26 protein-coding genes are annotated in these 23,378 nt (G+C 65.2%); 11 read left to right on the forward strand and 15 right to left on the reverse strand.

Annotation, left to right across the window (positions count from 1 at the left end; translation table 11 throughout):
- Window positions 1–3 precede the first annotated feature (3 nt).
- From LDO41_RS13940 to LDO41_RS13950, 3 genes are all read right to left on the reverse strand, one after another.
- Window positions 4–1,005, reverse strand: coding sequence for a Bug family tripartite tricarboxylate transporter substrate binding protein (locus LDO41_RS13940; protein ID WP_223989061.1), 1,002 nt, complete (start codon window positions 1,003–1,005; stop codon window positions 4–6).
- Window positions 1,006–1,179: 174 nt separating this feature from the next.
- Entirely contained in the window at window positions 1,180–1,905 is a 726-nt protein-coding gene (locus tag LDO41_RS13945; protein WP_223989063.1) for a ribonuclease activity regulator RraA, read from the reverse strand.
- 27 nt (window positions 1,906–1,932) lie between these two features.
- Entirely contained in the window at window positions 1,933–2,718 is a 786-nt protein-coding gene (locus tag LDO41_RS13950) for an SDR family oxidoreductase (RefSeq protein WP_223989065.1), read from the reverse strand.
- Between the two features lie 315 nt (window positions 2,719–3,033).
- Here LDO41_RS13950 and LDO41_RS13955 point away from each other — a divergent pair, with 315 nt between their 5' ends.
- Window positions 3,034–3,924, forward strand: coding sequence for a LysR family transcriptional regulator (locus LDO41_RS13955; protein WP_223989067.1), 891 nt, complete (start codon window positions 3,034–3,036; stop codon window positions 3,922–3,924).
- A complete protein-coding gene (locus LDO41_RS13960) occupies window positions 3,921–4,328 on the forward strand; it encodes a VOC family protein (RefSeq protein WP_223989069.1) in 408 nt (135 codons plus the stop codon). Before LDO41_RS13955 ends, LDO41_RS13960 begins: the two co-directional genes overlap by 4 nt.
- A 22-nt stretch (window positions 4,329–4,350) precedes the next feature.
- On the opposite strand, the gene LDO41_RS13965 is transcribed toward LDO41_RS13960, so the two are convergent.
- The gene (locus LDO41_RS13965) at window positions 4,351–4,581 is read right to left on the reverse strand and encodes a hypothetical protein (protein WP_223989071.1); all 231 of its coding nucleotides are present in this window, start codon (window positions 4,579–4,581) and stop codon (window positions 4,351–4,353) included.
- Between the two features lie 130 nt (window positions 4,582–4,711).
- Here LDO41_RS13965 and LDO41_RS13970 point away from each other — a divergent pair, with 130 nt between their 5' ends.
- From LDO41_RS13970 to LDO41_RS13980, 3 genes are read left to right on the forward strand one after another with little or no spacing between them, the layout of a single operon-like run.
- Window positions 4,712–5,602, forward strand: a complete 891-nt coding sequence (locus LDO41_RS13970; RefSeq protein WP_223989074.1) for an alpha/beta hydrolase — start codon at window positions 4,712–4,714, stop codon at window positions 5,600–5,602.
- Window positions 5,603–5,612: 10 nt separating this feature from the next.
- Window positions 5,613–7,682, forward strand: coding sequence for a penicillin-binding protein 1A (locus tag LDO41_RS13975; protein WP_223989075.1), 2,070 nt, complete (start codon window positions 5,613–5,615; stop codon window positions 7,680–7,682).
- A 37-nt stretch (window positions 7,683–7,719) separates the two neighbouring features.
- Window positions 7,720–8,985, forward strand: a complete 1,266-nt coding sequence (locus tag LDO41_RS13980; protein ID WP_223989077.1) for an arsenic transporter — start codon at window positions 7,720–7,722, stop codon at window positions 8,983–8,985.
- Here the strand turns inward: LDO41_RS13980 and LDO41_RS13985 are convergent.
- Genes LDO41_RS13985 through LDO41_RS14005 form a run of 5 tightly spaced genes read right to left on the reverse strand, consistent with a single transcriptional unit; the run spans window position 8,982 to window position 13,905 of the window.
- On the reverse strand, window positions 8,982–9,959 hold the full coding sequence (locus LDO41_RS13985; RefSeq protein WP_223989614.1) for an acyl-CoA dehydrogenase family protein: 978 nt from the start codon (window positions 9,957–9,959) through the stop codon (window positions 8,982–8,984). The two genes, LDO41_RS13980 and LDO41_RS13985, sit on opposite strands and share 4 nt — an antisense overlap.
- Window positions 9,960–9,986: 27 nt before the next feature.
- Entirely contained in the window at window positions 9,987–11,147 is a 1,161-nt protein-coding gene (locus tag LDO41_RS13990) for an acyl-CoA dehydrogenase family protein (protein WP_223989079.1), read from the reverse strand.
- A 37-nt stretch (window positions 11,148–11,184) separates the two neighbouring features.
- Window positions 11,185–12,204 (reverse strand): Bug family tripartite tricarboxylate transporter substrate binding protein, encoded by a 1,020-nt coding sequence (locus LDO41_RS13995; RefSeq protein ID WP_223989081.1) that lies wholly within the window; start codon window positions 12,202–12,204, stop codon window positions 11,185–11,187.
- Window positions 12,205–12,240: 36 nt separating this feature from the next.
- Window positions 12,241–12,702: a MaoC family dehydratase gene (locus LDO41_RS14000; RefSeq protein ID WP_223989083.1), complete on the reverse strand. Its 462-nt coding sequence runs from the start codon at window positions 12,700–12,702 to the stop codon at window positions 12,241–12,243.
- A gap of 36 nt (window positions 12,703–12,738) precedes the next feature.
- A complete protein-coding gene (locus LDO41_RS14005; protein WP_223989085.1) occupies window positions 12,739–13,905 on the reverse strand; it encodes a CaiB/BaiF CoA transferase family protein in 1,167 nt (388 codons plus the stop codon).
- Between the two features lie 124 nt (window positions 13,906–14,029).
- On the opposite strand from LDO41_RS14005, the gene LDO41_RS14010 reads away from it, so the two are divergent.
- The 3 genes from LDO41_RS14010 to LDO41_RS14020 all read left to right on the forward strand — a co-directional run bounded on the left by LDO41_RS14010 (window position 14,030) and on the right by LDO41_RS14020 (window position 16,208).
- Window positions 14,030–14,944 carry a LysR substrate-binding domain-containing protein gene (locus LDO41_RS14010; RefSeq protein ID WP_223989087.1) on the forward strand — a complete coding sequence of 305 codons (915 nt, stop codon included), beginning with the start codon at window positions 14,030–14,032 and terminating at the stop codon, window positions 14,942–14,944.
- 70 nt (window positions 14,945–15,014) lie between these two features.
- Window positions 15,015–15,752: a GTP cyclohydrolase I gene (folE, locus tag LDO41_RS14015; RefSeq protein WP_223989089.1), complete on the forward strand. Its 738-nt coding sequence runs from the start codon at window positions 15,015–15,017 to the stop codon at window positions 15,750–15,752.
- Window positions 15,753–15,770: 18 nt separating this feature from the next.
- Window positions 15,771–16,208, forward strand: coding sequence for a BLUF domain-containing protein (locus LDO41_RS14020; protein WP_223989091.1), 438 nt, complete (start codon window positions 15,771–15,773; stop codon window positions 16,206–16,208).
- A gap of 8 nt (window positions 16,209–16,216) precedes the next feature.
- On the opposite strand, the gene LDO41_RS14025 is transcribed toward LDO41_RS14020, so the two are convergent.
- The 6 genes from LDO41_RS14025 to LDO41_RS14050 form a co-directional block, all read right to left on the reverse strand.
- A complete protein-coding gene (locus tag LDO41_RS14025) occupies window positions 16,217–16,468 on the reverse strand; it encodes a hypothetical protein (RefSeq protein ID WP_223989093.1) in 252 nt (83 codons plus the stop codon).
- Between the two features lie 167 nt (window positions 16,469–16,635).
- Complete coding sequence (locus LDO41_RS14030; protein ID WP_223989095.1) at window positions 16,636–17,367, reverse strand: amino acid ABC transporter ATP-binding protein; 732 nt, start codon at window positions 17,365–17,367, stop codon at window positions 16,636–16,638.
- Entirely contained in the window at window positions 17,348–18,004 is a 657-nt protein-coding gene (locus LDO41_RS14035) for an amino acid ABC transporter permease (protein WP_223989097.1), read from the reverse strand. Before LDO41_RS14035 ends, LDO41_RS14030 begins: the two co-directional genes overlap by 20 nt.
- A complete protein-coding gene (locus LDO41_RS14040) occupies window positions 18,001–18,669 on the reverse strand; it encodes an amino acid ABC transporter permease (RefSeq protein WP_223989099.1) in 669 nt (222 codons plus the stop codon). The genes LDO41_RS14035 and LDO41_RS14040 overlap by 4 nt, the downstream gene beginning before the upstream one ends.
- A 23-nt stretch (window positions 18,670–18,692) precedes the next feature.
- Window positions 18,693–19,508 carry a transporter substrate-binding domain-containing protein gene (locus tag LDO41_RS14045; protein ID WP_223989101.1) on the reverse strand — a complete coding sequence of 272 codons (816 nt, stop codon included), beginning with the start codon at window positions 19,506–19,508 and terminating at the stop codon, window positions 18,693–18,695.
- A 219-nt stretch (window positions 19,509–19,727) separates the two neighbouring features.
- Window positions 19,728–20,651, reverse strand: coding sequence for a LysR family transcriptional regulator (locus tag LDO41_RS14050; RefSeq protein ID WP_223989103.1), 924 nt, complete (start codon window positions 20,649–20,651; stop codon window positions 19,728–19,730).
- 155 nt (window positions 20,652–20,806) lie between these two features.
- Here LDO41_RS14050 and LDO41_RS14055 point away from each other — a divergent pair, with 155 nt between their 5' ends.
- The 3 genes from LDO41_RS14055 to LDO41_RS14065 are packed head-to-tail and all read left to right on the forward strand — an operon-like array spanning window position 20,807 to window position 23,376.
- Window positions 20,807–22,129, forward strand: coding sequence for an MFS transporter (locus tag LDO41_RS14055; protein ID WP_223989105.1), 1,323 nt, complete (start codon window positions 20,807–20,809; stop codon window positions 22,127–22,129).
- A gap of 12 nt (window positions 22,130–22,141) precedes the next feature.
- Entirely contained in the window at window positions 22,142–22,891 is a 750-nt protein-coding gene (locus LDO41_RS14060) for a creatininase family protein (RefSeq protein WP_223989107.1), read from the forward strand.
- 20 nt (window positions 22,892–22,911) lie between these two features.
- Window positions 22,912–23,376: a RidA family protein gene (locus LDO41_RS14065; RefSeq protein ID WP_223989109.1), complete on the forward strand. Its 465-nt coding sequence runs from the start codon at window positions 22,912–22,914 to the stop codon at window positions 23,374–23,376.
- Window positions 23,377–23,378: the final 2 nt, after the last annotated feature.

Below are 23,378 nucleotides of genomic sequence, written 5' to 3' on the forward strand. Positions count from 1 at the left end.
GGCTTATTCCGGCTTGATGCCCGACTTGCGCACGAGGTCGCCCCACTTGACGCTTTCGGACGCCATGTACTGCTTGAAGCTGGCGCTATCCGACGCTTCCACCTTCATGCCCTGCGCGGTCATCTTGGCGCGCGTGTCAGGGTCAGCCGCCACCACCTTCACACCATGCTCGAGCTTCTGCACGATATCGGCGGGCGTGCCGGCCGGTGCGTACAGGCCGAACCACGTCAGCGCCTCGAAACCCTTGAGGCCGGACTCCGAGACCGTCGGGATGTTCGGTGCGCTCGGCGCGCGCTCGAGGCTCGATACCGCGATCGCGCGTAGCTTGCCGCTACGGATGTAAGGCAGCAGCGTCGGCAGGTTGCTGAACATCAGTGGCACCTGATTGCCGAGCACATCGGCAATCGCGTTGGCCTCGCCCTTGTACGGCACATGCACCATCTGCACGCCGGCCATGGTCGAGAACAGTTCGGCCGCCACGTGTTGCGGACCGCCGGGGCCCGACGACGCGTAGTTGAGCGCGCCATTCTTCTCACGCGCGTACTTGATGACGTCCTGCACCGTATGCAGCGGCAGCGACGGATGCACGACCAGCACCAGCGGCACCGAGGCCACCAGCGAGACCGGCACGAAATCCTTCACCGGGTTGAAACGCAGCTTCGGATACATGCCCGGCGCCACCACCATCGTCGATTGCGTGCCCAGCAGCAGCGTGTAGCCATCCGGCTTGGCGCGTGCCACGGCTTCCGCCGCGATGGTGCCGGTGGCACCGGCGCGGTTCTCGATCACGAACGACTGGCCCAGGTCCTTGCCGAGCCCCTGCCCCACCAGCCGTGCTACCTGATCCACCGCGCCGCCCGCCGAGAAGCCCACCAGCAGCGTGGCCGGCTTGGTCGGATAGTCGGTGGCCGCATGGGCGCCGCCGATGGCAACCATCAGCCCGGTGCACAGCGATGCGGAAATAAAGCGACGGCGAGCGGAATTTGCCCCGTGAAGGTACGTCATGTCTGTCCCCTTGATTATTGTTCTGGGGCGACCGCGTCGGGCGCGGCGCTCCCCTCAACGCTTGTTAAGCATTGTGGAGAGAGCCGCGTCCGACGCGACTCTCTCCTCAACGCGCGCGACACGCGTTGTCCTGCGGCCGGCACGCACCGGTGCCGGCTGACCACCCTTGCAGCGTTAAATCTTCTGCTGCGCGCGCCAGGCCTGATAGCGCTTCTTGTTCTCTTCGTTGGGCGGATACAGGCCCGGCAGCTTCTCGCCGGCTTCCACCTGCTGCATGATCCAGCCCTCGACACGCTCCTGTTCTTCGGCTTCCGCCACGACTTCCTCGAGGATGTCGGCCGGAATCAGCACCGCGCCGTCGTTGTCGAGCACGATCACGTCGTTCGGGAACACGGCCACGCCGCCGCAACCGATCGGCTGCTGCCACGCGACGAAGGTCAGACCGGCTACCGACGGCGGCGCCGCGGCACCGCTGCTCCACACCGGCAGGCCCGTACCGCGCACGCCGTCCACATCGCGCACCACACCGTCGGTCACCAGCGCGGTCACCCCGCGCTTGCCCATGCGCGCGCACAGGATGTCGCCGAAGATGCCGGCGTCCTTGACGCCCATCGCATCGACCACCGCGATGCAGCCGGCGGGCATGTCTTCGATGGCGGCGCGCGTGGAGATCGGCGACGACCACGATGCGGGCGTGGCCAGGTCCTCGCGTGCCGGCACAAAACGCAGCGTGAACGCGCGGCCCACCAGACGCGGGCTGTCGGCGTGCAGCGGCATGGCGCCGCGCAGCCAGACATTGCGCAGGCCCTTCTTGAGCAGCACCGTGGTCAGCGTGGCGGTAGTGATCTTGGACAGCACCTCGATCGTGCGTGCGTCGAGCGGCAGGGATTCAACGGACATGGATAGGCCTCGGAATGAAGTTAGAGATCAGATACTGGCGATCAGGCCGCCATCGACGCGCACGACCGAACCGGTCACGTACGCGGCGCGCGCGCTGGCCAGGAAGGCCACCACATCGGCGTACTCCTGCGGCTCGCCGTAGCGGCCCACCGCGATGGACGCCATGCTCTGCGCGCGGACGTCTTCCACCGCGCGGCTTTCGCGGCCGGCCTTCTGCTCGTCGAGAAACTGGATACGCGGCGTGGCAACGCGGCCGGGCAGCACGATGTTACTCGTGACGCCATCGCGGCCGACTTCGCCCGCGAGTGTCTTGGACCAGCCCACCAGCGAGGTACGCAGCGCGTTGGACAGGCCAAGGTTGGGGATCGGTGCGATTACCCCCGACGACGTGCTGGTAATCACGCGGCCGAATTTGCGGGTGCGCATGCCGGGCAGTACGCGATCGGTAATCGAGATCACCGACAGCACCATGGCCTGGAACCATTTCTGCCACACGGCGGCGTCCTGGCCGAAAACCGGTGTCGGCGGTGGGCCGCCGGTGTTGTTCACGAGGATATCCACCGGACCCAGCGCGGCTTCGATCGCCGCCACGCGGGGCTCGATCACGCCGAGGTCGGCGAGGTCCCATTGCAGCGCGAGCGCCTTGCCACCGGCGGCCTCGATGTCGGCCACCACGGGGCCGAGCGCCTCCGCGTTGATATCCGCCACCGCTACCTTGACGCCCTCGCGGGCCAGCGTCCGCGCAATCGCCCCGCCCAGGCCACCGCCCGCGCCCAGCACGAGCGCGGTCTTGCCATTGATCCCGAGATCCATGGGGTTGTCTCCTCCTTATTAGTCTGCGGAGCCATTGTGGGCATCTCAAAACTCTAAGACAATTGGGTTTTCTCGCGTTCAGAATCTATTTTTTGTGGATTGTCACCGCGCCGGGCGAGACCGCGCCGGCCTCCTCTCGCCTCAGAGGCGGGGCCGCGCCGGTCTCCTCTCGCTTCGGGGAGGCGAGGCCCGCGCCGGTTTGCTCCCCTCTCCCTCAGGGAGAGGGGCCGGGGGAGAGGGTGAAAGTTAAATAACCAATTGTTGTCTCCCCTCTCCCTCGGGGAGAGGGGCCGGGGGAGAGGGCACGCCTTTAATATGGACACACGCTTCATAGACACATTCGTCATGGTCGCCGAGTGCGGCTCGATGGCCGAGGCCGCGCGGCGCATCAACATCACGCCCACCGCGCTGTCGCAGCGCCTGCGCACCCTCGAACGCGAGCTTGGCGCCCCGCTGGTCACGCGCTCGGGCCGCTTCGTGCGGCTCACGGAAGCCGGCGCACGGCTATTGGCCCGCGCCCGGCGCTTCCAGCGCGATGTCCGCGAACTCGAAATGGCGGTATCCACCGAGGGCTTCCCCGGCGGCCTGCGCATCGGCACCATCCGCACCGCGCTGACCAACGTCATGCCCGATCTGCTGCGCTACATCGCGCTGCGCCACCCGCGCCTGGACGCCACGATGGAAATCGGCACCTCGCACGACCTGTATCACCAGGTAGTGACAGGCAAGGTCGATGCCGCGCTGCTGGTGGAACCCCCGTTCAAGCTGCCCAAGGCCTACGTCTGGCACACCGTGCGTACCGAACCGCTGGTGCTGCTGGCCCCCTCGCACCTCGCTGATCAGGACCCAGACACGCTGCTGGCGGAGCAGCCAATGATCCGCTACGACCGCCGCACATGGGGCGGCCTGCTGGGCGAGCAATACCTGCAGGAACGCGGACTGCAGCCACAGGAACGTTTCGAGCTGGACTCCCCCGACGGCATCCTGCTGCTGGTGAGCATGGGCCTGGGCGTGTCGCTGGTGCCCGACTGCTACCAGCCGGCGCTGATGCCGGACACCGTCGCCATCCTGCCCCTGCCGGAAGGCCGCCCAGTCCGCCAGCTCGGCTTCCTGTGGCCGCGGCAGTCGCAGTACGCAAGGTTGTTCGAGGCCATGGTGGAGAGTAGAGTAGTGCCCGAACCCGAACCAGCCGGAGGCCCCGCATGACCCTTGCGATCGATCGCATCGACCACATCGTCCTCAACGTGAAGGACGTGGAAACCAGCGCCGCGTGGTATCAGCGCGTGCTTGGCATGCAGCGCGAAGACTTCCCGTCGCGCACGGGCCCGCGTGTGGCGGTGAAGTTCGGCCAGCAGAAGATCAATCTGCGCCCGATCACCGAAGATACGGTGGCGTGGTTCACAGGCATCCACCCGACGTCGGGCAGCGACGACCTGTGCTTCATCACGCGGATGCCGCCAAATGAAGTGGTCGCGCATTTCCTCGCGCATGAAGTACCAGTGGAAGCCGGCCCGGCGCAGCGCAGCGGCGCCCTCGGCACCCTCAACTCGGTCTACTGCCGCGACCTCGACGGCAACCTGATCGAGGTCGCGAGCTATCCGCCAAACTGACCGGCGCGGTCAGAACTGGCGGTCAGCGGTTGCCATCCAGCAGATCGTTGAGCATCTCGTCGAACGTTGCCTGCGCGTCTTCCAGCGCCTGTAGTGCGGCATCGAACGTTTGCAATGCCATCTTCGATGGCTTGCCTTCGCCCGCTGGCGGATACTGACTCTGCAAGGCGGTAAAGGCGACCTGCACCTGACGCGTGGCATTGACCACGCGCTCCATTGCCTGCGCCTCCTCGGCGCGCTTCTGTTCATCCATGGCTGGCCTCCACTGGCCGTGTAATGCTCCGAAGCGCGTATCGTACAAGAACTTGCGCGCGAACTTGCGTCAACCCCTCGCTGTCTGAATGCATCCATCACAGAAATCGGGCTTCATGTCATCGAGCCTCATGTCAACACTGATCCGGCGGACCCTCGCCACCACGCTCGTCACGGCGGGCGGTTTCGCCTGTTACTGGACTTACCTCGCGGTCAATCAGGAACGCCTGCTGTTCGATGCGCGGCGCCGCCCGCCGCGCGATTTGCCCGAAGGCATCATTGCCTATTCGCACACGGTGCCCGGCGGCATGGTGCGCGGCTACCTCTATCACGCGGGCGACGACGGCGTGGAAGACCTGCTGTTCTACCTGCCCGGCCGTGGCGAGGACGTGCTGGACACGCTCCAGTACGTCAAATGGCTGCCGGCCGGCATGGGCTTCGCCACCTTCGACTATCGCGGCCTTGGCCATTCGGATGGCATGCCGTCGGAAGCCTCTGCCGTGGCGGACGCCAGCCAGTTTCTGCTGCATATCCGCCGGGCGCACCCCGGCGTGCGCGTGCACGTGGTTGGCCGCTCGCTGGGCACCGGCGTGGCAATCCAGCTTGCGGATCTGCAGGATTTCGAGAGCCTGCAGCTGATCACGCCCTACGATTCGCTGCTCGAAATCGTGCGAAAACGCTTCCCGCTGGTCCCGCTGCGGCAGTTGATGCGCCACCATTTCGACTCGATTTCGCATTGCAAGAAGGTGGTCCAGAGCACCAAGGTACTGCTGGCGGAGTCCGATGCCGTGGTGCCGCACGAGTGCTCGGAGCGGCTGATCGCCGCGTGGCCGGGCCCCGTGGCGCTGCAGACCATCCCCGGTACCGATCACTTTACGATCGTCGAGCACGAGGCAACGTGGCTCGCCCTGTGCGCATTTGCGCGCCAGGTGCCCGCTCATGCACCCGCCAGAACGGCCGCCGCGCCCCCCGCGGACCACACGGAGGCCGGCGAACCGTTGCCGCTTGCCGCGGCGCGGTAGAATCGCGGCCATGAAAAAAATCGCAATCTGGGCCGCTACCGCCGTTGCGGGGCTGGCGGCCGCTGGCGTGCTGCTCGCCGGCTTTGCTGCGGTGGTCAGCCTGCGGCAGCTCCCTTCGATCGATGCCCTGCGCGATTACCGGCCCGACGTGCCGCTGCGCATCTTTACCAGCGACAACACGCTGATCGGTGAATTCGGTACCGAGCACCGGGAGTTCATCCCCATCGAACGCATGCCGAAGCGCATGACCGAAGCGCTGCTCGCGGCCGAGGACGACCAGTTCTACTCGCACGTCGGGGTGGACTTCTCGGGCCTGATCCGCGCGGCGCTCGCCAATATCGGCGAAGGCTATTCGCAGGGCGCGTCCACCATCACGATGCAGGTGGCGCGCAATTTCTACCTGTCGCGCGAAAAGACGCTGTCCCGCAAGTGGTACGAAATCCTGCTGGCCTGGCAGATCGACCGTTCGCTGCCCAAGGATCGCGTGCTCGAGCTCTATATGAACCAGGTCTACCTGGGTGAGCACGCCTATGGCTTCGGCAGCGCCGCGCAGGCCTACTTCGGCAAGCCGCTCGCCGACCTCTCGCTGGCTGAAACCGCGATGCTCGCGGGCCTGCCCAAGGCGCCTTCGACCATGAATCCGGTGGTGAACCTGCCGCGGGCCACGCGTCGGCAGGAATACGTGCTTGGCCGCATGCTTGCGCTTGGCATGATCACGCAGGATCAGTATCGCGATGCGCGTGCCGAGAAAATCGCCGTGGTGGCCGAGGGCAACGGACGCTATGCGGGCCACGCGGAATACGTCGCCGAACTCGCCCGCCAGCTCGCGCACGACCGCTTTGGCGATGATGCGTACACGCGCGGCATCAATGTCTACACGACCGTGTCATCGGTGCGGCAGACCATGGCGTATGACGCCGTGCACGCGGGCATCGAGAAATATGGCCAGCGCCATGGCGGTACCACGCCTCAGGCCGCGCTGATCTCGCTCGACAGCCAGACCGGCGCGATCGAAGCGATGATCGGCGGCTCGGATTTTCAGGTGAACCGCTTCAACCATGCCACGCAGGCGCAGCGGCAGCCGGGCTCGACGTTCAAGCCATTTATCTACTCGGCCGCGCTCGAGCGTGGCGTTTCGCCGGGCACGCTGATCAACGACGCGCCGCTCGACGATCCCAAATGGCAGCCGTCCAACGACGATGACCGCTTCGTCGGCCCGATTCCGGTACGCGAGGCACTCGCCGAATCGCGCAACCTGCCGGCCATTCGCACACTGCGCGAGATTGGCATTCCGTATGCGATCGAATACGCCAGCAATTTTGGCTTCTCGAAGAACCGCCTGCCGCCCTACCTGCCGATGGCGCTTGGCACCGGCACCACGTCGCCGATGCGGCTCGCGGCTGCGTACGGCGTGTTCGCCAACCACGGCTATCGCGTGGAGCCCTATCTGATCCAGAAGATCACCGATGGCGAGGGCAACGTGCTGTTTCAGGCCGAATCGTCCGCCGGTAACACCGCGCCCACGCGCGTGATCTCCGAGCGCAATGCATTCGTGATGGACAGCCTGCTGCATAGCGTGGTCGATGCCGGCACCGGCACCGGCGTGCGGCGCTATATGAAGCGTGAGGACATCGCGGGCAAGACCGGCACGACCAACGATTCGATCGATGGGTGGTTTGCGGGATATGCCGGGGAGATCGTCACGGTCGCGTGGATGGGCTTCGACGACAATCGCCCGCTAGGCAAGCGCGAGTTCGGCGCGACCACCGCGCTGCCGATCTGGGCGGGCTACATGGAAGGCCGCCTTGCCGGCGTGCCGGTGTCGCTGTTCGCGGCGCCGGCTGGCGTGGCGCGCATCAATGGCGACTGGGCGTACACGGAGTATCCGGAAGGCGTCCACGCGATGGCCTCGATCGGCTTCCCGCTACCGGCTGCGACAACCGAGGCGCCGTTCGAAGGCAGCGCACCTGCCGGCGACGGCCTTGGCGTGCCTGCTGTCGTGCGAGACGGCAACGTCGGCACTGCGGGCCCCGCGCTTGGCGTACCGGCTGCCACACCGCGCAGCCCCGGCCAGCTTTGACCCGACCAGTGACATCTATCCAAAAGAACAAACAATCTTGTCCGCCTGGTCCTCACCCCTGATCTGGAGCATTGCGTGTGCCGCCACGCTTGGCGTGCTGCTGCGTCCATTCCGCCTGCCCGAATGGTGCTGGGCCATGGCCGGTGCCGTGGCGCTGTGCGTGGCCGGCCTGTTGCCGCTGGCCGACGCGTGGGCCGCCGTCGCCCGCGGCCATGACGTGTATCTGTTTCTCGCGGGCATGATGCTGATCTCCGAACTGGCCCGCAAGACCGGACTGTTCGACCATGTGGCCGCGCTGGCCGTGCGCCGCGCGCGCGGGTCCGCGCGGCGGCTGTTCGCGCTGGTCTACGGCTTCGGTATCGCGGTCACGATCTTCATGTCGAATGACGCCACGGCCGTGGTGCTGACGCCCGCCGTGCTGGCCGCCACACGCGCGGCGCGCGTCAAGCAACCGCTGCCCTATCTGTTCGCCTGCGCATTCATCGCCAACGCGGCGAGCTTTGCGCTGCCGATCTCCAACCCCGCCAATCTCGTGCTGTTCGGCGAGCGCATGCCACCGCTGGCGGCCTGGCTCGCACGCTTCACGCTGCCGTCGATTATCGCGATCGTCGTGACGTTCGCGATGCTCTACTGGACCCAACGCGATGCGCTGGCCGAGCGCATTGCCGATGACGTCCCCACTCCACCGCTGACGCTGCAGGCGTGGCTGACCACCGCCGGCATCGTGATAACGGGCGTTGCGCTACTGACCGCCTCGCTGCTGGGCCGCGACCTGGGCTGGCCGTCGTGCATCGGTGGGCTGGTGACACTCGCGGCGGTATGCGCCACGCAGCCGCGCCTGCTGGTGCCTGCCGTGCGCGAAGTGTCATGGGGTGTGATGCCGCTGGTGGCTGGCCTGTTCGTGCTGGTGGCGGGCCTGGCCCACACCGGCGTGATCGCGCAACTCGCACGCTGGATCGCCTGGCTGTCCGCGCATCCGCATGACCTCACGGGATGGTTCGGCACGATGGCCGCAGGCGTGTTGGTAGGCATCGCCTGCAACATCGTCAACAACCTGCCCGCGGGCCTGATTGCGGCCTCCGCGCTGTCAGCCGGCCACGCCTCGGAAGCCGTCACCGGCGCGGTGCTGATCGGCGTCGACCTCGGCCCCAACCTGTCGGTCACCGGCTCGCTGGCCACGCTGCTGTGGCTCACCGCGCTACGCCGCGAGGGCCATATGGTCAGCGCCATGCAATTCCTGCGCATCGGCGCGATCGTGACGCCCATTGCGTTGATCGCCGCGCTGGCCGCGCAGTCGATCTAGGCCGCCTCTCCACCCCACGCGCGAACCAGATCGACCGTTGGCAAGCTGGCCGCACGCGCAGCGTCTCCAATCACCCGCCCCCAATAAAGATCCGACCCATCGGCCATGCGCCACGCATGCAAGCGCCGCGTGAACAGCTGCAGGTCGTACTCCTCGGTGACACCGATCGCCCCATGCACCGCATGTGCAATCGACGCCACGGCCTGCACCGCCTCGCTCGCCTGACACTTGCCGAGCGCGGCACGCATCGCATCCGGCTGCCAGCCATCGCCGTGACAAGCCAGCTGCGCCGCCACGCGCGTGGCGGCCACATGCTCCGCCTGCAGCGCGATCTGATGCTGGATCGCCTGAAACTTGCCGATATGCCGACCAAACTGCGCGCGATCGTTGGCGTACTGCAGCGTCAGCTCGAACGCCCGCGTCATCGCCCCCGCCATCAAGGCCGTATGCAACGTCGCACCGATCGTGCGCAACGTGCCATGCGGCAGCGCAAACGCTGACGCATCGAGCGATGCGCGCGCGATGGTCACACCAAGATCGCCATGTGCCCCCGTGCGGGCCACATCCACCGCCTCGCGCGACAACAGCGCCGCGCGCTTGCCGTCCTGCACGAGAAAGTATTGCGCGGCGGCGCCATCCGCCACGTGCACGCGTGGCGCGCCATCGAACGTCGCCAATGCAATCGGCGCATCCGGAATACCCACTCCCGCAGCCTGCAACACCGCTCGCGCAAACATCGTCTGCGCGAGCGGCAACGGCATCGCATAGCGCCCCATCACCACCAGCATCGGCACCACATCGCCGAGCGACAACCCCGCATCGGGCAGCAGGCAATCGGCAAACCCACTCTCCTGCAACGCCTGCCACAGCGCATCGGATGAGGCAGCGTCGTCCGCTTCAATCGCGCGCACGCACGCCGGCGTGCATCGATCGCGCAGCAGCGCCTCCAGCGCATCCGAATACTCGTTTTCCATCGCGTTATCCATTGCGTTATCCCCCGCTCAACGCAATCCAAGCCCGCGCGCAATCATGCCGCGCAGGATCTCGCGCGTACCGCCGCGCAGCGAATAGGTCGGCGCAATCTGATTCACATAGACCGCCGTGCGATACAGATCCGCATCGGCGGCCAGCGCCGGATCGTCGCCCAGCGCGGCCTCGGCCAGCTCGCCAATCGACTGCTCGAGCGCGGTGCCAAGATCCTTGACCAGCGCCGCCTCGACCAGCGGGCTCTCCCCCGCCGCCAGCCGCGCCGTCACCGCCAGCGACATCGCACGCAACGTCGCCAGCCTGGCCAGCAAGCGGCCCACCGTCGCCATATCCTGCTGCATCACCGACAAACGCCGTAGCGCATCGAGCCACGCATCGAGCAGCACCACGCTCGAATAGAGTCGCTCGGGGCCACTACGCTCGAATGCGAGTTCCGCATTCACCTGCTCCCAGCCCGCGCCTTCATTGCCGATCAACGCATCGGCCGGCAACAACACGTCCTCGAAACTCACTTCCGAGAAATGCGCATCGCCTGCAAGATCGCGAATCGGCCGCACCGTGACGCCTGGCGCGGACAGATCCACGACCACCTGCGACAAGCCCTTCTGCCGATCACCCGCTTCGCCCGAGGTACGCACCAGCGCGAGCATGTACTGGCAACGGTCCGCATTGGTCGTCCAGATCTTGCGGCCATTGAGCCGCCATCCGCCACCGTCCAATGGCACCGCGCGCGTCGTGACACTGGCCAGATCCGAACCCGCATTGGGCTCACTCATGCCGATGCAGAAGAACGCCTCGCCACGACAGATCCGCGGCAGATAAAACGCACGCTGCGCCTCGCTGCCGTAACGCAGGATCAGCGGCCCGCTCTGCCGATCCGCAATCCAGTGCGCGGACACCGGTGCGCCGCACGCCAACAGTTCCTCCACCAGCACAAAGCGCGCAAACGCATCAAGCCCCGCGCCACCGTAGTCATGCGGCAGCGTCACGCCCACCCAGCCGCGCCGCGCCAGCGCCCGGCTGAACGCGGGATCGAAACCCATCCACGAACGCGCGCGCACATCCGGCGGCAATGCCGGCAGATGCTCCCGCAAGAATGCCTTGACCTCGCGACGGAACGCCGCCGCCGAAGGCGGCAGCGAGGTCAGCGAGAAGGTGGCGAAGATACCGGTCATGAGATTCCTTGCAGCAGTCCAGATATCAATCCAGCCGTCAATCCAAAGTGACACCGGAGTCCTTGACCACCTTCTGCCAGCGGTCGAGCTCCTGCGTCAGGTACTTGCCATAAGCCTCCGGCGAGCTACCCCGCGGCTCCGCGCCCTGCAACGCGAGACTCGCGCGCACATCGGACGCAGCCAGCGCCTTGAGCACCGCCGCGTTGAGCCGCTTGACCACCTCGGGCGGCGTCCTGGCCGGCACCATCATCCCTTGCCATGCCCCCGCCTCGAACCCCGGCATACCCGATTCCGCAAGCGTCGGCACCTCGGGCAACTGCGCGCTACGCGTGCTGCTGGTCACTGCAAGCGCCTTCATGCGTTTGTCGCGGATAAACGGCAGCGACGAGTTGATCGTGTCGGTCATGAACTGCACCTGCCCGCTGGCCAGATCCGTCAGCGCGGGGGCACTGCCCTTGTACGGCGCGTGCACCGCGTTGAGCCCATTGGCCTGCAACACGAGAAACGCCGCCAGGTGTGTGACATTGCCGTTGCCGGCCGAGCCATACGTGAACTTGCCGGGATTCGCCTTCACCCACGATATGAATTCGGGCACGGTGTTCACCGGCACCTGCGCGTTGACCTCGAGCACCAGCGGCACGTTCGCGGTCATCGCCACCGGCAGCAGGTCACGCTTCACGTCGTATTGCAGCTTCTTGTACAACGCGGGGCTCAGTGCGATCGACGAGGTGTTGTACAGCACCGTGTAGCCATCCGCCGGCGACTTCGCCACGATCTCGTTGCCGATATTGCCGTTGGCTCCCGGGCGGTTGTCTACCAGCACCTGCTGGCCCAGTTCGTCGGACATCTTCTTCGCGATCACGCGCGAGACCAGATCGGTCGGGCCGCCCGGCGGAAACGGCACCACCAGCCGGATCGGCCGGTCCGGATACGCCGACGCGCGCGCGGCCTGCGGCGCGATGGCTGCCCCCAGCGCGATACCCGTCAGCGCGAGCAGCCAGGTGCGGCGCGACGGCGTGTATTGGATATGCCCGGCATTTTTGCTCTTCAATGGCATGCTTGTCTCCTCCGGTAAAAACCGTCACTACAACGTTTATTCGCGCCCTGCCAGCAGACGCCGCGCGGTATATGTCATCACGCATTCCTGGCGCTGATTGAACACATCGATCGACGAGTCCACCACCGCGCGCCCGCTCTTCGACGTCGGTCGCACACCGGTCACCGTGATACGCGCGCCGATCGTGTCGCCCACCAGCACCGGGCCATGAATCTTCTGCGTCAATTCGAGCATGGCCAGCCCGGTGCCCTGAATCATGGTCTGCAGGATGAAGCCCTCGATCAGCGCATACGTCAGCGCCGCCGGCACTGGCCGCCCCTTGATCGCGCCCGCGTCGTAGCCTTCCTCGATAAAGATCGCCTCGAGCATCCCGGTGACCGAGATAAAGTTGACCAGATCGGTCTCCGTCACGGTGCGACGGAAAGTCTCGAACACCTGCCCCTCGCGAATGTCCTGCCAGTAGAAGCCTTGTCCCAGGCGTTGGGGTGTGTCGCTCATGTCGTCTCCTCGGTATGTAAGGGGTTAGCGATGGGGTTAGCGCAGCGCGTCGATCTCCGCGTCGCTCAGGCCGATGCCGCCCAGCACCTCGCGCGTATGCTCGCCCAGCCGCGGCGGCACCGCGGCGTGACCACGCGCACCGTCAAAGCGCACCGGCGCGCCCGGAAAACGCAGCGTGCCCATGGCCGGATCCTTCACCTCGTCGAAGAACGCCGTGGCACGCAGGTGCGGATCGTCGATCAGTTCGTCCAGCCCGTTCACGCGTGCCACCGGAATCTGCAGGTCCTCGCAGATGCCGAGCCATTCGTCGGTGCCGCGCTCGCGCACGATCTCGCCCGTCATCTCGTACAGCGTCTCGATATGTCGCGTACGCGCCGCGATATCGGCAAAGCGCGCATCGTTCGCCAGGTCGTCGCGCCCTGATGCGCGGAAGAAGTCGCGCCAGTGCGTATCGGTGTACGGCATCATGCAGACGTAGCCGTCGGCGGTCTGATACGGACGGCGCAGCGGCGCCAGCACGCGCGGATAGCCAGCCTGCGCGCGCGGCGGCTCGAAATGCTGGCCGTACAGATGCTCGACGAGGTTGAACGCCACCATCGACTCGAACATCGGCACCTCCACCAACGTGCCTTTGCCACCGTTGCGCTCGCGGCCGGCCAATGCGGCCGAGATCGACAGCGCGGCCACGAGGCCACTGGTCTTGTCGGCGGCAATGGTCGGGAAGTAGCGCACCGTGCCGGTCTGCGCCGCCATCAGCGCGGCGTTGCCGCACAGGCCCTGAATGATGTCGTCATACGCGGGTCGGCCGCCGTACGGGCCATCTTCGGCAAAGCCAAGCAGGCTCACGTAGACCAGTCGCGGATGGCGCGCCATCACGCTCGCCGGATCGAGGTCGAGCTTGCCGAGCTTCTGCGGCCGCATGCTGTGCAGAAAAACGTCCGCGGTCTCCAGCAGCCGATGCAACGCCTGCTGCGCGGCCGGCTGCTTGAGGTTGAGCACCACGCTCTTCTTGCTGCGATTGACGCCGAGGAAGATCGCCGACATGCCGTCCTCGGTCGCGGGCCCCGTGCGGCGCGTGGAATCGCCGTCGGGCGTTTCCACCTTGATCACCTCGGCACCGAGATCGGCCAGCCACTGGCTCGCATAGGGACCCATGACGACGGTCGACAGATCGACCACGCGAATACCGGAAAGAGGCAACATGCCGGGTCTCCTGTAGTTGTGAGTGTCCATGACTTGCCGCATGGTTGAGGCCACAGACTAGTCCAGCAGGTAGTATTCCGTCTAATATTAGTTTTTTAATAACCGATATTGATTGGATATCACCATGGATCTGCGCCAGCTGCAGCAGTTCGTCGTGCTTGCCGAAACCGGCAACTTCCATCGCGCGGCCGAGCGTCTGCATATGGCGCAGCCGCCGCTGTCGATCTCGATCCGCAAGCTCGAGGCCGAGCTCGGCACGCCGCTGTTCGTGCGCACCACGCGCGGGGTGCGCCTGACGCAGGCCGGAGAAGCGGCGCTCAACGATGCACGGCGCGCGTTGTTCCACGCCGATCAGGCGCGCGCCGCCGCGGTGTCGGCGGCCCATGGCGAACGTGGCGCGCTGCGTATCGGCTTTGTCGGATCCGCCACCTATGCGCTACTGCCGAAGCTGATTCCGGCGTTTCGCGACACGCATCCGGGCATCGAGCTGATCCTGCACGAATCGACCTCGGCGTCGATCCTCGACCGCATCGAACGCGGCCAGCTCGACGCCGGTCTCGTGCGTTTTCCGATCCTTAGCAGCGGCCCGTTCTCGCTGCTCCCGCTGGAGTCGGACACATTCGTCGCGGCCGTGCCGGCCGACAGCGCATTCGCGCAGCAAACCGGTATCGCACTCAAGACGCTCGCCAACGAACCGTTCATCATGCACCCGAGCGCCGATGTGCCCAACCTCCAGGCTGTGGCCATGCTGATGTGCCAGCAAGCCGGGTTCGTCCCGCGCATCGCGCAGGAAGCCGTGCAGGTGCAAACCATTGTCAGCCTCGTCGAAAGCGGCCTGGGCGTCGCGCTCGTCCCCGGCGTCACCGCGCGCTATACCAACCGCCGCGTCCGTTTCCTTCGCATCACCAGCCCCCGCCCCGCCGCCCGCATCGGCATCGCGCTGGCAACGCAACAGGACACGGATGACCGTCATGTCCAGCAGTTCATTGCGGCAGCGCGGCAAATTGCCGCCCAAATCCCGGCACCAGCACGGTTGTAGCGACATTCGAACTGCCATATAGTGAAGCATTGCGCACGATGGCGCCCCCCAACACGCACAGCGGTTCTACATGTCAGATCAGGATCATCCCGGCCAACCCAGCGTATCCGACATATCCGGCATATCCGAGCGCGGCGTTTCCGAGCGAATCCGTGCGCGGCTGCTGGCCGCCAACGAGCGCTTCCATGCCAACGACAATATTGCGAAGTTCATCGAGCCCGGTGAGCTCGACGCATTGCAGGCGGAAGTGGAAGCGCGCATGGAGGAAGTCCTGCGCACGCTCGTGATCGATGTCGATCAGGATCACAATACGCGCGAAACCGCGCGGCGCGTGGCCAAGATGTACCTCAAGGAAATTTTCGCGGGCCGCTATGCGCGCGCACCCGAGATCACCGAATTCCCGAACGTCGAGCAACTCAACGAACTGATGATCGTCGGGCCGATCCGCGTGCGCAGCGCGTGCTCGCACCATCTGTGCCCCATCATCGGCAAGCTGTGGGTCGGCGTCATGCCGAACCGGCATTCGAACCTGATCGGTTTGTCGAAATACGCGCGGCTGGCCGAATGGATCATGTGCCGGCCGCAGATTCAGGAAGAGGCGGTCTCACAGGTCGCGGACCTGCTGCAGGAAAAGATGAACCCCGACGGTCTCGCCATCGTCATGGAAGCCGAGCACTTCTGCATGCACTGGCGCGGCGTGCGCGATACCGATGCCAAGATGACCAACAGCGTGATGCGTGGCTCGTTCCTCAAGGATGACAAGCTGCGCCGCGAGTTCCTCACGCTGCTGCACCTCAACCGCGGCTGATACCGGAGACCTTCCTCCATGCTAGTCCGTCTGCTCTACGCAAGCCGAGCGAAGCAACCTCTCGAGGCCGCCACGCTCGATGCGATCTTCGAAACCAGCATGAATGGCAACGCGCGCCATGGCATCACCGGCGTGCTGTGCCACGGCAATGGCATTTTCCTGCAGGCACTCGAGGGCGAACGCGCGGCGGTGTCGCGGCTGTTTCTCAATATCGGCCGCGACCCGCGCCACGAGGACGTGGTACTCCTGCATTTCGAGGAAATCGCCGAGCGCGAGTTCTCGGTCTGGTCGATGGGCCGCGTCAACGCCGGCCGGCTCAACCCCGCCACGCTGCTCAAGTACTCGGCGCAGGGTGAGCTCGACCCCTACCGCATGCCGGCAGTAGCCTCGCTGTCGCTACTCAAAGAGTTGATCGCAGGTGCGTCGATCGTTCAGTCCGCTACGCGCTCGACTTGACTGACGCGTTAGTGCGAAACCTGCCCGAACAACCCGCATTCGAGATCGCTCTCGAACTCCTCCACCCACGTCGTGCCCGGCCCCGCGTCGTAGACGCTGGCCGCGCCGGTACTCTGGCGCTTGACTGTCACCTGGCGAGCCGATGTGCCATTGACATCGGAGATCTCGAAGTCCTGCGGCATCAATCCAACCAACTGGACGACCGCAGCGACGTCCTGTTGTTCGTTGAACGGAAATTCACCAAATTGACGTTGGGTCATGGCACACCTCCAGGCGGGGGTAGGTCAGCGTGCGCGCATCGGGGGAGTCGAATGCGCACGCACGCGAGGAGGAGCCTGCCACAAAATTCAGGCGCGCGTATGGCACCTGCGAAGACCCCAATGACAGCGTATATATTGTGCGCGTCGCGTTGCCCGTTCCTGAGAGATCAGGCCGCCACCATGCCAAGAAATTGCTGCAATTCGGGGGTCTGCGGATTGGCGAACACGGTCTCCGGCGCACCGACCTCGTGCACCCGCCCCTGATGCATGAACACCACGCGATCGCACACCTCACGCGCAAAGCGCATCTCGTGCGTGACCATCAGCAGCGTCATGCCGTCGGCCGCGAGACCGCGCACCACCTGTAGCACTTCGTTGACCAGTTCGGGATCCAGCGCCGACGTGATTTCATCGCACAGCAGCGCGGTCGGCTCCATCGCCAGCGCGCGGGCAATCGCCACGCGCTGCTGCTGGCCGCCGGACAACTGATCGGGATAGGCATCGAACTTCGCCGCCAATCCCACACGTGCAAGGTTGATCTCCGCGAGTTCACGCGCTTTGGCTTGCGACACGCCCTTGACGATGGTCGGCGACAGCATCACGTTGCGCCCCGCGCTCAGGTGGGGAAACAGGTTGAACTGCTGAAAGATCATGCCGACCTTGAGCCGCAGCGCGCGCAGTTGCAACTCACTGTCGGCCAGATGCGCGCCGGCCACGGTAATCGCGCCCGCGTCGATCTGCTCGAGCCCGTTGATGCAGCGGAGCAGCGTGCTCTTGCCCGAACCACTCTTGCCGATGATCGCGATCACCTCGCCCGGCTCCACGGACAGCGACACTCCCTTCAGCACCTCGTTGGCGCCGTACGACTTGCGGACATCCTCAATGGCGATGAGCGCCATGGAACTTCTCCTCGAGCTTCCTGCTGAATTGCGAGAGCGGCCAGCACAGCGCGAAATACATCAGCGCCACGGCCGCATAAACGGTGAATGGTTGAAAGGTCGCATTGACGATCATCGTCCCGGCCTTCGACAGCTCGGTGAAGCCGATGATGGACGCCAGCGCGGTGCCCTTGATCACCTGCACACCAAACCCGACCGTCGGCGCCACCGCGATGCGTAGCGCCTGCGGCAGAATCACGTGGCGCATCTGCTGCACGTAGCCCATTGCCAGACTCGCCGAGGCTTCCCACTGCCCGCGCGGAATCGACTCCACGCAGCCGCGCCAGATCTCGGCGAGGAATGCGGCGGTCCACAGCGTCAACGCCAGCCCGGCCGCCAGCCATGCCGGCACATCGACACCAAATAGCGCGAGCCCGAAGAACGCGAGAAACAGCTGCATCAGCAGCGGCGTGCCCTGGAACACCTCGATATAGACCCACGTCGCGCGCCGCAACCATGCCCGCCGCGACGTGCGGCCAAACAGCACCAGCAACCCCATTACCCCACCACCGAGGAAGGCAACGAGCGACAGCAGCACGGTCCATCGCGCCGCGAGCAACAGGTTGCGGACGATGTCCCACGTCGAAAACTCGATCATCGTGCGCCCCTCGCAAACAGACGTCGGCCCAACGCGCGCAGCAACTGGCGCAGCAACAATGCCAGCGCCAGATAGATCAGCGTGCTGACCAGATACACCTCGAACGCGCGGAAGTTACGGCCCTGGATAAAGTTGGCCGCATAGGTCAGGTCCTGCGCGGCAATCTGCGAGCAGACCGCCGACCCGAGCATCACGATCACGATCTGGCTCGACAGCGCGGGCCAGATCTTCTGCAGCGCGGGACGCAGCACCACGTGCCGGAACACCTGCACACGCGACATCGCCAGGCTTGCACCCGCTTCATACTGGCCGCGCGGCGTGGCGGCCACGCCCGCCCGCACGATCTCCGTACCGTAGGCGCCAAGGTTGATCACCATCGCCAGCGACGCGGCGACCATCTCCGGCAACTGCACGCCCAGACTGGGCAGGCCAAAGAAGATGAAGAACAGCTGGATCAGGAACGGCGTATTACGGATGACCTCCACATACGCCCCCACCACCGCGCGCAGCCAGCGCGGCCCCTCGGTCCGTGCCCACGCGCCGAGGATAGCCACGGCCACGCCGATGACGCCACCGGTCAGCGTCAGCTGCGCGGTCACGGCGACGCCCTTGGCAAGGACGTCGGTGTAGCCGAGGATCGACGTGAAATCGAACTGATATGCCATTGCGCGAACTCAGCGTTCGCGCATCAGAGCTGTGCCGGCAGCGGACGCAGCAGCCACTTGATCGACAGCGAGTTCAGCGAACCGTCCTTCTTCGACTCGGCCAGCACCGCGTTCACCTTCTCCTGCAAACGCGTCTCGCCCTTGTTCAGGCCAATGAAGCACGGCGAATTCTTGATCAGGAACTTGGTTTCCGGCGTCTTGGGCGGATGCTTGGCGATGATCGCGGAGGCCACCACATTGCCGGTGGCGATCAATTGCACCTGACCCGACAGGAACGCGGAGATCGTCGCGTTGTTGTCCTCGTAGCGCTTGATCGTGGCACTGGCCGGCGCGATCTTGCTCAGTTCGAGGTCTTCCACCGCGCCACGCGTCACGCCCACGGTCTTGCCCGCCAGATCGGCGGCGGACTTCACGGCCATGTCGGCCGGGCCGAAGACGCCGTTATAGAACGGTGCGTAGGCTTCCGAGAAATCGAGCACCTTCTCGCGCTCGGGGTTCTTGCCCAGGCTCGAGATGATCAGATCCACCTTCTTCGTCTGCAGGTACGGCACGCGGTTCGTGCTCGTCACCGGCACCAGTTGCAGCTTGACGCCCATCTTCTTGGCCATCAGCGCGGCCACGTCGATATCCAGACCCTGCGGCGCCATGTCCGCGCCGATCGAGCCGAACGGCGGAAAGTCCTGCGGCACGGCCACGCGCAGCACGCCAGCCTTGGTCACGTCGTCCAGCGCATCGGCACGAGCCGGTGCGGACAACGTCAGGCTGGCGAGACAGGCGCCGGCCGCGGTGGCCAGCAGAAAAGCGCGACGGGCGCGAGAGGCGAAGGCATTCGAAAACATAAGTGGCAGGTCCTTGTTGTCGGAGGCGAATTGTCGATGGCCTCTGACAACGCAAACGGCATGCCAGCTTTGTATGCAATATTTGATCTCAATCGACACCGACGCGAGGCGAGGTTCGCCCCACGTCCGTGCACGATCCCTTATCGAATCGCACGCAGGCACCATCGCAGTGCATCGCGCCATCGATGCACCGCTGTCGCGCATGGCGCAGTCGCTCCATCACGATGGCGCGTCATCCGCAAACATCGGCATATGGCGCAGCAAATGAGCGAGCAACTCCAGCGCCGCGGCCGGCAGCGGCCTCCTCTCCTTGACCAGCAACCGGGCATTGACGCCCTGAAACAGTGGATGCGCGACCGGCACCGTTGCCAGCGTGCCCGCCGCAATCTCCCGGTACGCAGCAAACGCGCCAATCAGCGTGACAAAGTTCTCATACGCCACAAACTGCTTGAGCGCGGTCAGCGAATTGGTCACGAGTGTCGCGCGGATCTTCACGTTCTCGGCGAACTCGACCATCTTGGCCGCATGGCCGATGCCGAACGAGGCCGGCATCAGCGCCAGCGGATAGTCCATCAGATCCGCAATGTCGACGCTACCGCCGCGAGTCACCAGCGGATGGTCAGGCCGCGCCAGCAGCACCACGGGTTGCGGCGAACTGGCCCGATACACGACATGCGGATGCGGCGGCGGGTTGTACGCCAGCCCGATATGCGCGCGGCTCTCCGCCACTTCCGCCAGCACGTCATCGACGGGCAGGATCTGCATGTCGATATCGAGCTTCGGATACTGCTTGCAGAACGGCGCCAGCACCTGATTGACCAGCGGATCGACAAAGCCTTCGCTGATCACCAGCGTGACGCGCCCCTGCTGCAGCCCCTTGAGCGCGTGCAACTCGTCCTCCAGCTTCTCCTGGTGCGAGCGGTAGCCCTGCCAGAACTCGAGCAGATGCAGCGCCGCCTCGGTCGGCCGCACGCCACGCGGCAGCCGCTCGAACAGCGTCACGTCGAGCTCGTCCTCGAGCAGCTTGACCTGCCGCGTAATCACCGAAGGCGACGTATTGAGCGCATCGGCCGCCCCGCGGATGGTGCCGTGCACCAGCACTTCGCGGAAATAACGCAGCCGCTGTTGATTGATTTCCCGCATCCCCATGCTCCTGATCCCCGATGTCCCCGATATTTCCCGCCAAGATACCCCAATCCACGTTGCGTTGCTCAAATCAGAACGAACTGTGTACTTAGTTGCTCTTGGTAGTCACGCTCCCGTTTGCCATCATCGACTCACAACCACAGGAGACAGGCATGCTGGCAATACCCACCACGGGGGTCGCTGACGAGATTTCGGCGCTCTACCGGAAGATCAACTTCCGACTGCTTCCGTTCCTGCTGGTCTGTTATCTGTTCGCGTATCTGGACCGCGTCAACGTCGGCTTCGCCAAGCTGCAGATGCAGAGCGAACTCGGCTTCTCCGACGCGGCCTATGGCGTCGGTGCCGGCATCTTCTTTATCGGCTACGTGTTGTTCGAGATTCCGAGCAATCTGATGCTGCCGCGCATCGGCGCGCGCAAGACCTTCAGCCGCATCCTCGTGCTATGGGGCATCACTTCAGCCTGCATGCTGTTTGTGCGCGACGTGCCCACGTTCTACGCGATGCGTTTCCTGCTCGGCGTGTTCGAAGCGGGCTTCGCCCCCGGCATGATCTATTACCTGTCGTGCTGGTACGGTCCGCAACGCATGGCACGCGCGATCGCGATCGTGTTCCTCGCAGGGCCGCTCGGCGGCATCGTGGGCGCGCCAATCTCGGCGTGGCTCATGACAGCGCTTGCCGGCACCGGCAACCTCGCCGGCTGGCAATGGATGTTCCTCGTGGAAGGCCTGCCCTGCATCCTGCTTGGCATCGTCGCGCTGCGACTGATCCCGAATCGCCCGAGCGAAGCCAAATGGCTCAACGATCGCGAGCGCGTGTTGCTCGAATCCGAACTCGGCTCGCAGGCGGCCCACAATCACTCGTTCCTCGCCGTCGCCAGGGATCCGCGCGTCTATGTGCTGGCCTTCGCGTATTTCTGCATCATCGCCGCGATCTATGCCATCAGCTTCTGGCTGCCGACCATCATCAAGGCCCAGGGCGTCAACGACCTCGTGCAACTGGGCTGGTACGCCGCCATCCCCTACGTTGCGGCGGCATTCGGCATGTACTACATGGGCCGTCGCTCGGATCGTCTGGGCGAGCGACGCTTCCACTGCGCGCTGCCCGCGCTCGGTGCCGGCGCGATGCTCGCCTGCTCGACGCTGACCGACGGCCACCTCTACCTGTCGCTGGCACTGCTGACGGTCGCGACCATGGGCCTGTGGATGGCCTACACCGTGTTCTGGGCCATGCCGCCCGAATACATCAAGGGCCCGGCCGCGGCCGGCGGCATTGCGCTGATCAACACGATCGGCCTGTCCGGCGGCTTCTGGGGCCCCGCAATGATCGGCTGGGCCAAGACCGCGACCGGCAACCTCCACCTCGGCGTGCTGATGATGGCCATCCTGCCGGTTATCGCCGCGCTGATCGTGTTCGCCAATAAACTCCCGAAGTCGCAAACGACTCCCGCGATTCCCGCCATTCCCTCCACACGCTGAACGGAACACACCATGTTGCTATCTTTCTCCACCTGGGCCGAAATCGAGTCTTACCTCAAGCGCAGCCGCACGGTCGTCGTGCCGATCGGTTCCAACGAGCAACACGGCCCCACCGGCCTGCTCGGCACCGACTGGCTGTGCCCCGAGATCATTGCGCGTGAAGCCGAGAAGAGCGCCGACATTCTGGTCGCGCCCACCTTCAACATCGGCATGGCCCAGCACCACCTGGGCTTTCCGGGCACGATCTCGCTGCGGCCGAGCACGTTTATCGCCGCCATCACCGACTGGATTCGCTCGCTGTCTGGGCACGGCTTCGAGAAAATTCTGTTCCTGAACGGCCATGGCGGCAACGTCGCCTCGATCGAGGCCGCGTTCTCCGAGATCTATGCCGAGTCGAGCTTCGCCCGACGCGACGCCGGCTTTGCGTTGAAGCTCGTGAACTGGTGGGACCTGGAAGGTGTGGGCGATCTCGCGCGCGAGCAATTCCCCGAAGGCCACGGCTCGCACGCGACGCCGTCGGAGATTGCCGTCACGCAATGGGCGTTCCCGGACCTGATCAAGACCGCGGACTTCTCGCCGCCGATCGCGCCCAATGGTCCGATCCGCGAAGCGCTCGACTTCCGCGCGCGCTTCCCGGACGGCCGTATCGGCTCGAACCCCGCCCTGGCCACGCCCGAGAAAGGTGGCGCGCTGGTCGCGCTGGCCGCACGCAGCCTCGTGAAGGAATTCGATGTATTTGGCAGCGAGCGCAAGCCGCGCTGAGGCTCTCGTTACGATTTGGGATGAAACAGATGAACGTCTATGACAAGCTGGCCTCGCTCGACATCGAACTGCCGAACGCCGCCGCCCCTGCCGCCGCTTATGTGATGAGCGCCCAGACCGGCAACGTGGTCTACCTGTCCGGCCATATCGCCAAGCGCGACGGCGCCGTGTGGGTCGGCAAGCTCGGCGCGACCATGACCACAGAAGACGGCAAGACCGCCGCGCGGCAGGTCGCGATCGACCTGCTCGCCACGCTGCACACTCACCTGGGCGACCTCAACCGTGTCACCCGCATCGTCAAGGTGATGAGCCTGGTCAACTCCACGCTCGACTACACCGAACAGCACCTCGTCACCAACGGCGCGTCGGAGTTGCTGGCGGAGGTGTTTGGCGAACGCGGCCGTCACGCACGATCGGCATTCGGCGTCGCGCAGATTCCGCTCGGCGCTTGCGTGGAAATCGAGGCCTGTGTGGAGGTTTCCTGACC

The sequence above is a fragment of the Cupriavidus pampae genome, assembly GCF_914271485.1.
GTDB lineage: Bacteria > Pseudomonadota > Gammaproteobacteria > Burkholderiales > Burkholderiaceae > Cupriavidus > Cupriavidus pampae.

Coding starts and splice junctions, on each gene's coding strand:
- LDO41_RS14055 (WP_223989105.1), top strand. CDS start 20,807: ATGCTGGCAATACCCACCACGGGGGTCGCTGACGAGATTTCGGCGCTC.
- LDO41_RS14025 (WP_223989093.1), bottom strand. CDS start 16,468: ATGACCCAACGTCAATTTGGTGAATTTCCGTTCAACGAACAACAGGAC.
- LDO41_RS14030 (WP_223989095.1), bottom strand. CDS start 17,367: ATGGCGCTCATCGCCATTGAGGATGTCCGCAAGTCGTACGGCGCCAAC.
- LDO41_RS14065 (WP_223989109.1), top strand. CDS start 22,912: ATGAAACAGATGAACGTCTATGACAAGCTGGCCTCGCTCGACATCGAA.
- LDO41_RS13960 (WP_223989069.1), top strand. CDS start 3,921: ATGACCCTTGCGATCGATCGCATCGACCACATCGTCCTCAACGTGAAG.
- LDO41_RS14000 (WP_223989083.1), bottom strand. CDS start 12,702: ATGAGCGACACACCCCAACGCCTGGGACAAGGCTTCTACTGGCAGGAC.
- LDO41_RS14010 (WP_223989087.1), top strand. CDS start 14,030: ATGGATCTGCGCCAGCTGCAGCAGTTCGTCGTGCTTGCCGAAACCGGC.
- LDO41_RS14050 (WP_223989103.1), bottom strand. CDS start 20,651: ATGCGGGAAATCAATCAACAGCGGCTGCGTTATTTCCGCGAAGTGCTG.
- LDO41_RS14035 (WP_223989097.1), bottom strand. CDS start 18,004: ATGATCGAGTTTTCGACGTGGGACATCGTCCGCAACCTGTTGCTCGCG.
- LDO41_RS13940 (WP_223989061.1), bottom strand. CDS start 1,005: ATGACGTACCTTCACGGGGCAAATTCCGCTCGCCGTCGCTTTATTTCC.
- LDO41_RS13955 (WP_223989067.1), top strand. CDS start 3,034: ATGGACACACGCTTCATAGACACATTCGTCATGGTCGCCGAGTGCGGC.
- LDO41_RS13950 (WP_223989065.1), bottom strand. CDS start 2,718: ATGGATCTCGGGATCAATGGCAAGACCGCGCTCGTGCTGGGCGCGGGC.
- LDO41_RS13975 (WP_223989075.1), top strand. CDS start 5,613: ATGAAAAAAATCGCAATCTGGGCCGCTACCGCCGTTGCGGGGCTGGCG.
- LDO41_RS13970 (WP_223989074.1), top strand. CDS start 4,712: ATGTCAACACTGATCCGGCGGACCCTCGCCACCACGCTCGTCACGGCG.
- LDO41_RS14005 (WP_223989085.1), bottom strand. CDS start 13,905: ATGTTGCCTCTTTCCGGTATTCGCGTGGTCGATCTGTCGACCGTCGTC.
- LDO41_RS14060 (WP_223989107.1), top strand. CDS start 22,142: ATGTTGCTATCTTTCTCCACCTGGGCCGAAATCGAGTCTTACCTCAAG.
- LDO41_RS13985 (WP_223989614.1), bottom strand. CDS start 9,959: ATGGAAAACGAGTATTCGGATGCGCTGGAGGCGCTGCTGCGCGATCGA.
- folE (WP_223989089.1), top strand. CDS start 15,015: ATGTCAGATCAGGATCATCCCGGCCAACCCAGCGTATCCGACATATCC.
- LDO41_RS13965 (WP_223989071.1), bottom strand. CDS start 4,581: ATGGATGAACAGAAGCGCGCCGAGGAGGCGCAGGCAATGGAGCGCGTG.
- LDO41_RS13995 (WP_223989081.1), bottom strand. CDS start 12,204: ATGCCATTGAAGAGCAAAAATGCCGGGCATATCCAATACACGCCGTCG.
- LDO41_RS13945 (WP_223989063.1), bottom strand. CDS start 1,905: ATGTCCGTTGAATCCCTGCCGCTCGACGCACGCACGATCGAGGTGCTG.
- LDO41_RS13990 (WP_223989079.1), bottom strand. CDS start 11,147: ATGACCGGTATCTTCGCCACCTTCTCGCTGACCTCGCTGCCGCCTTCG.
- LDO41_RS14020 (WP_223989091.1), top strand. CDS start 15,771: ATGCTAGTCCGTCTGCTCTACGCAAGCCGAGCGAAGCAACCTCTCGAG.
- LDO41_RS14040 (WP_223989099.1), bottom strand. CDS start 18,669: ATGGCATATCAGTTCGATTTCACGTCGATCCTCGGCTACACCGACGTC.
- LDO41_RS14045 (WP_223989101.1), bottom strand. CDS start 19,508: ATGTTTTCGAATGCCTTCGCCTCTCGCGCCCGTCGCGCTTTTCTGCTG.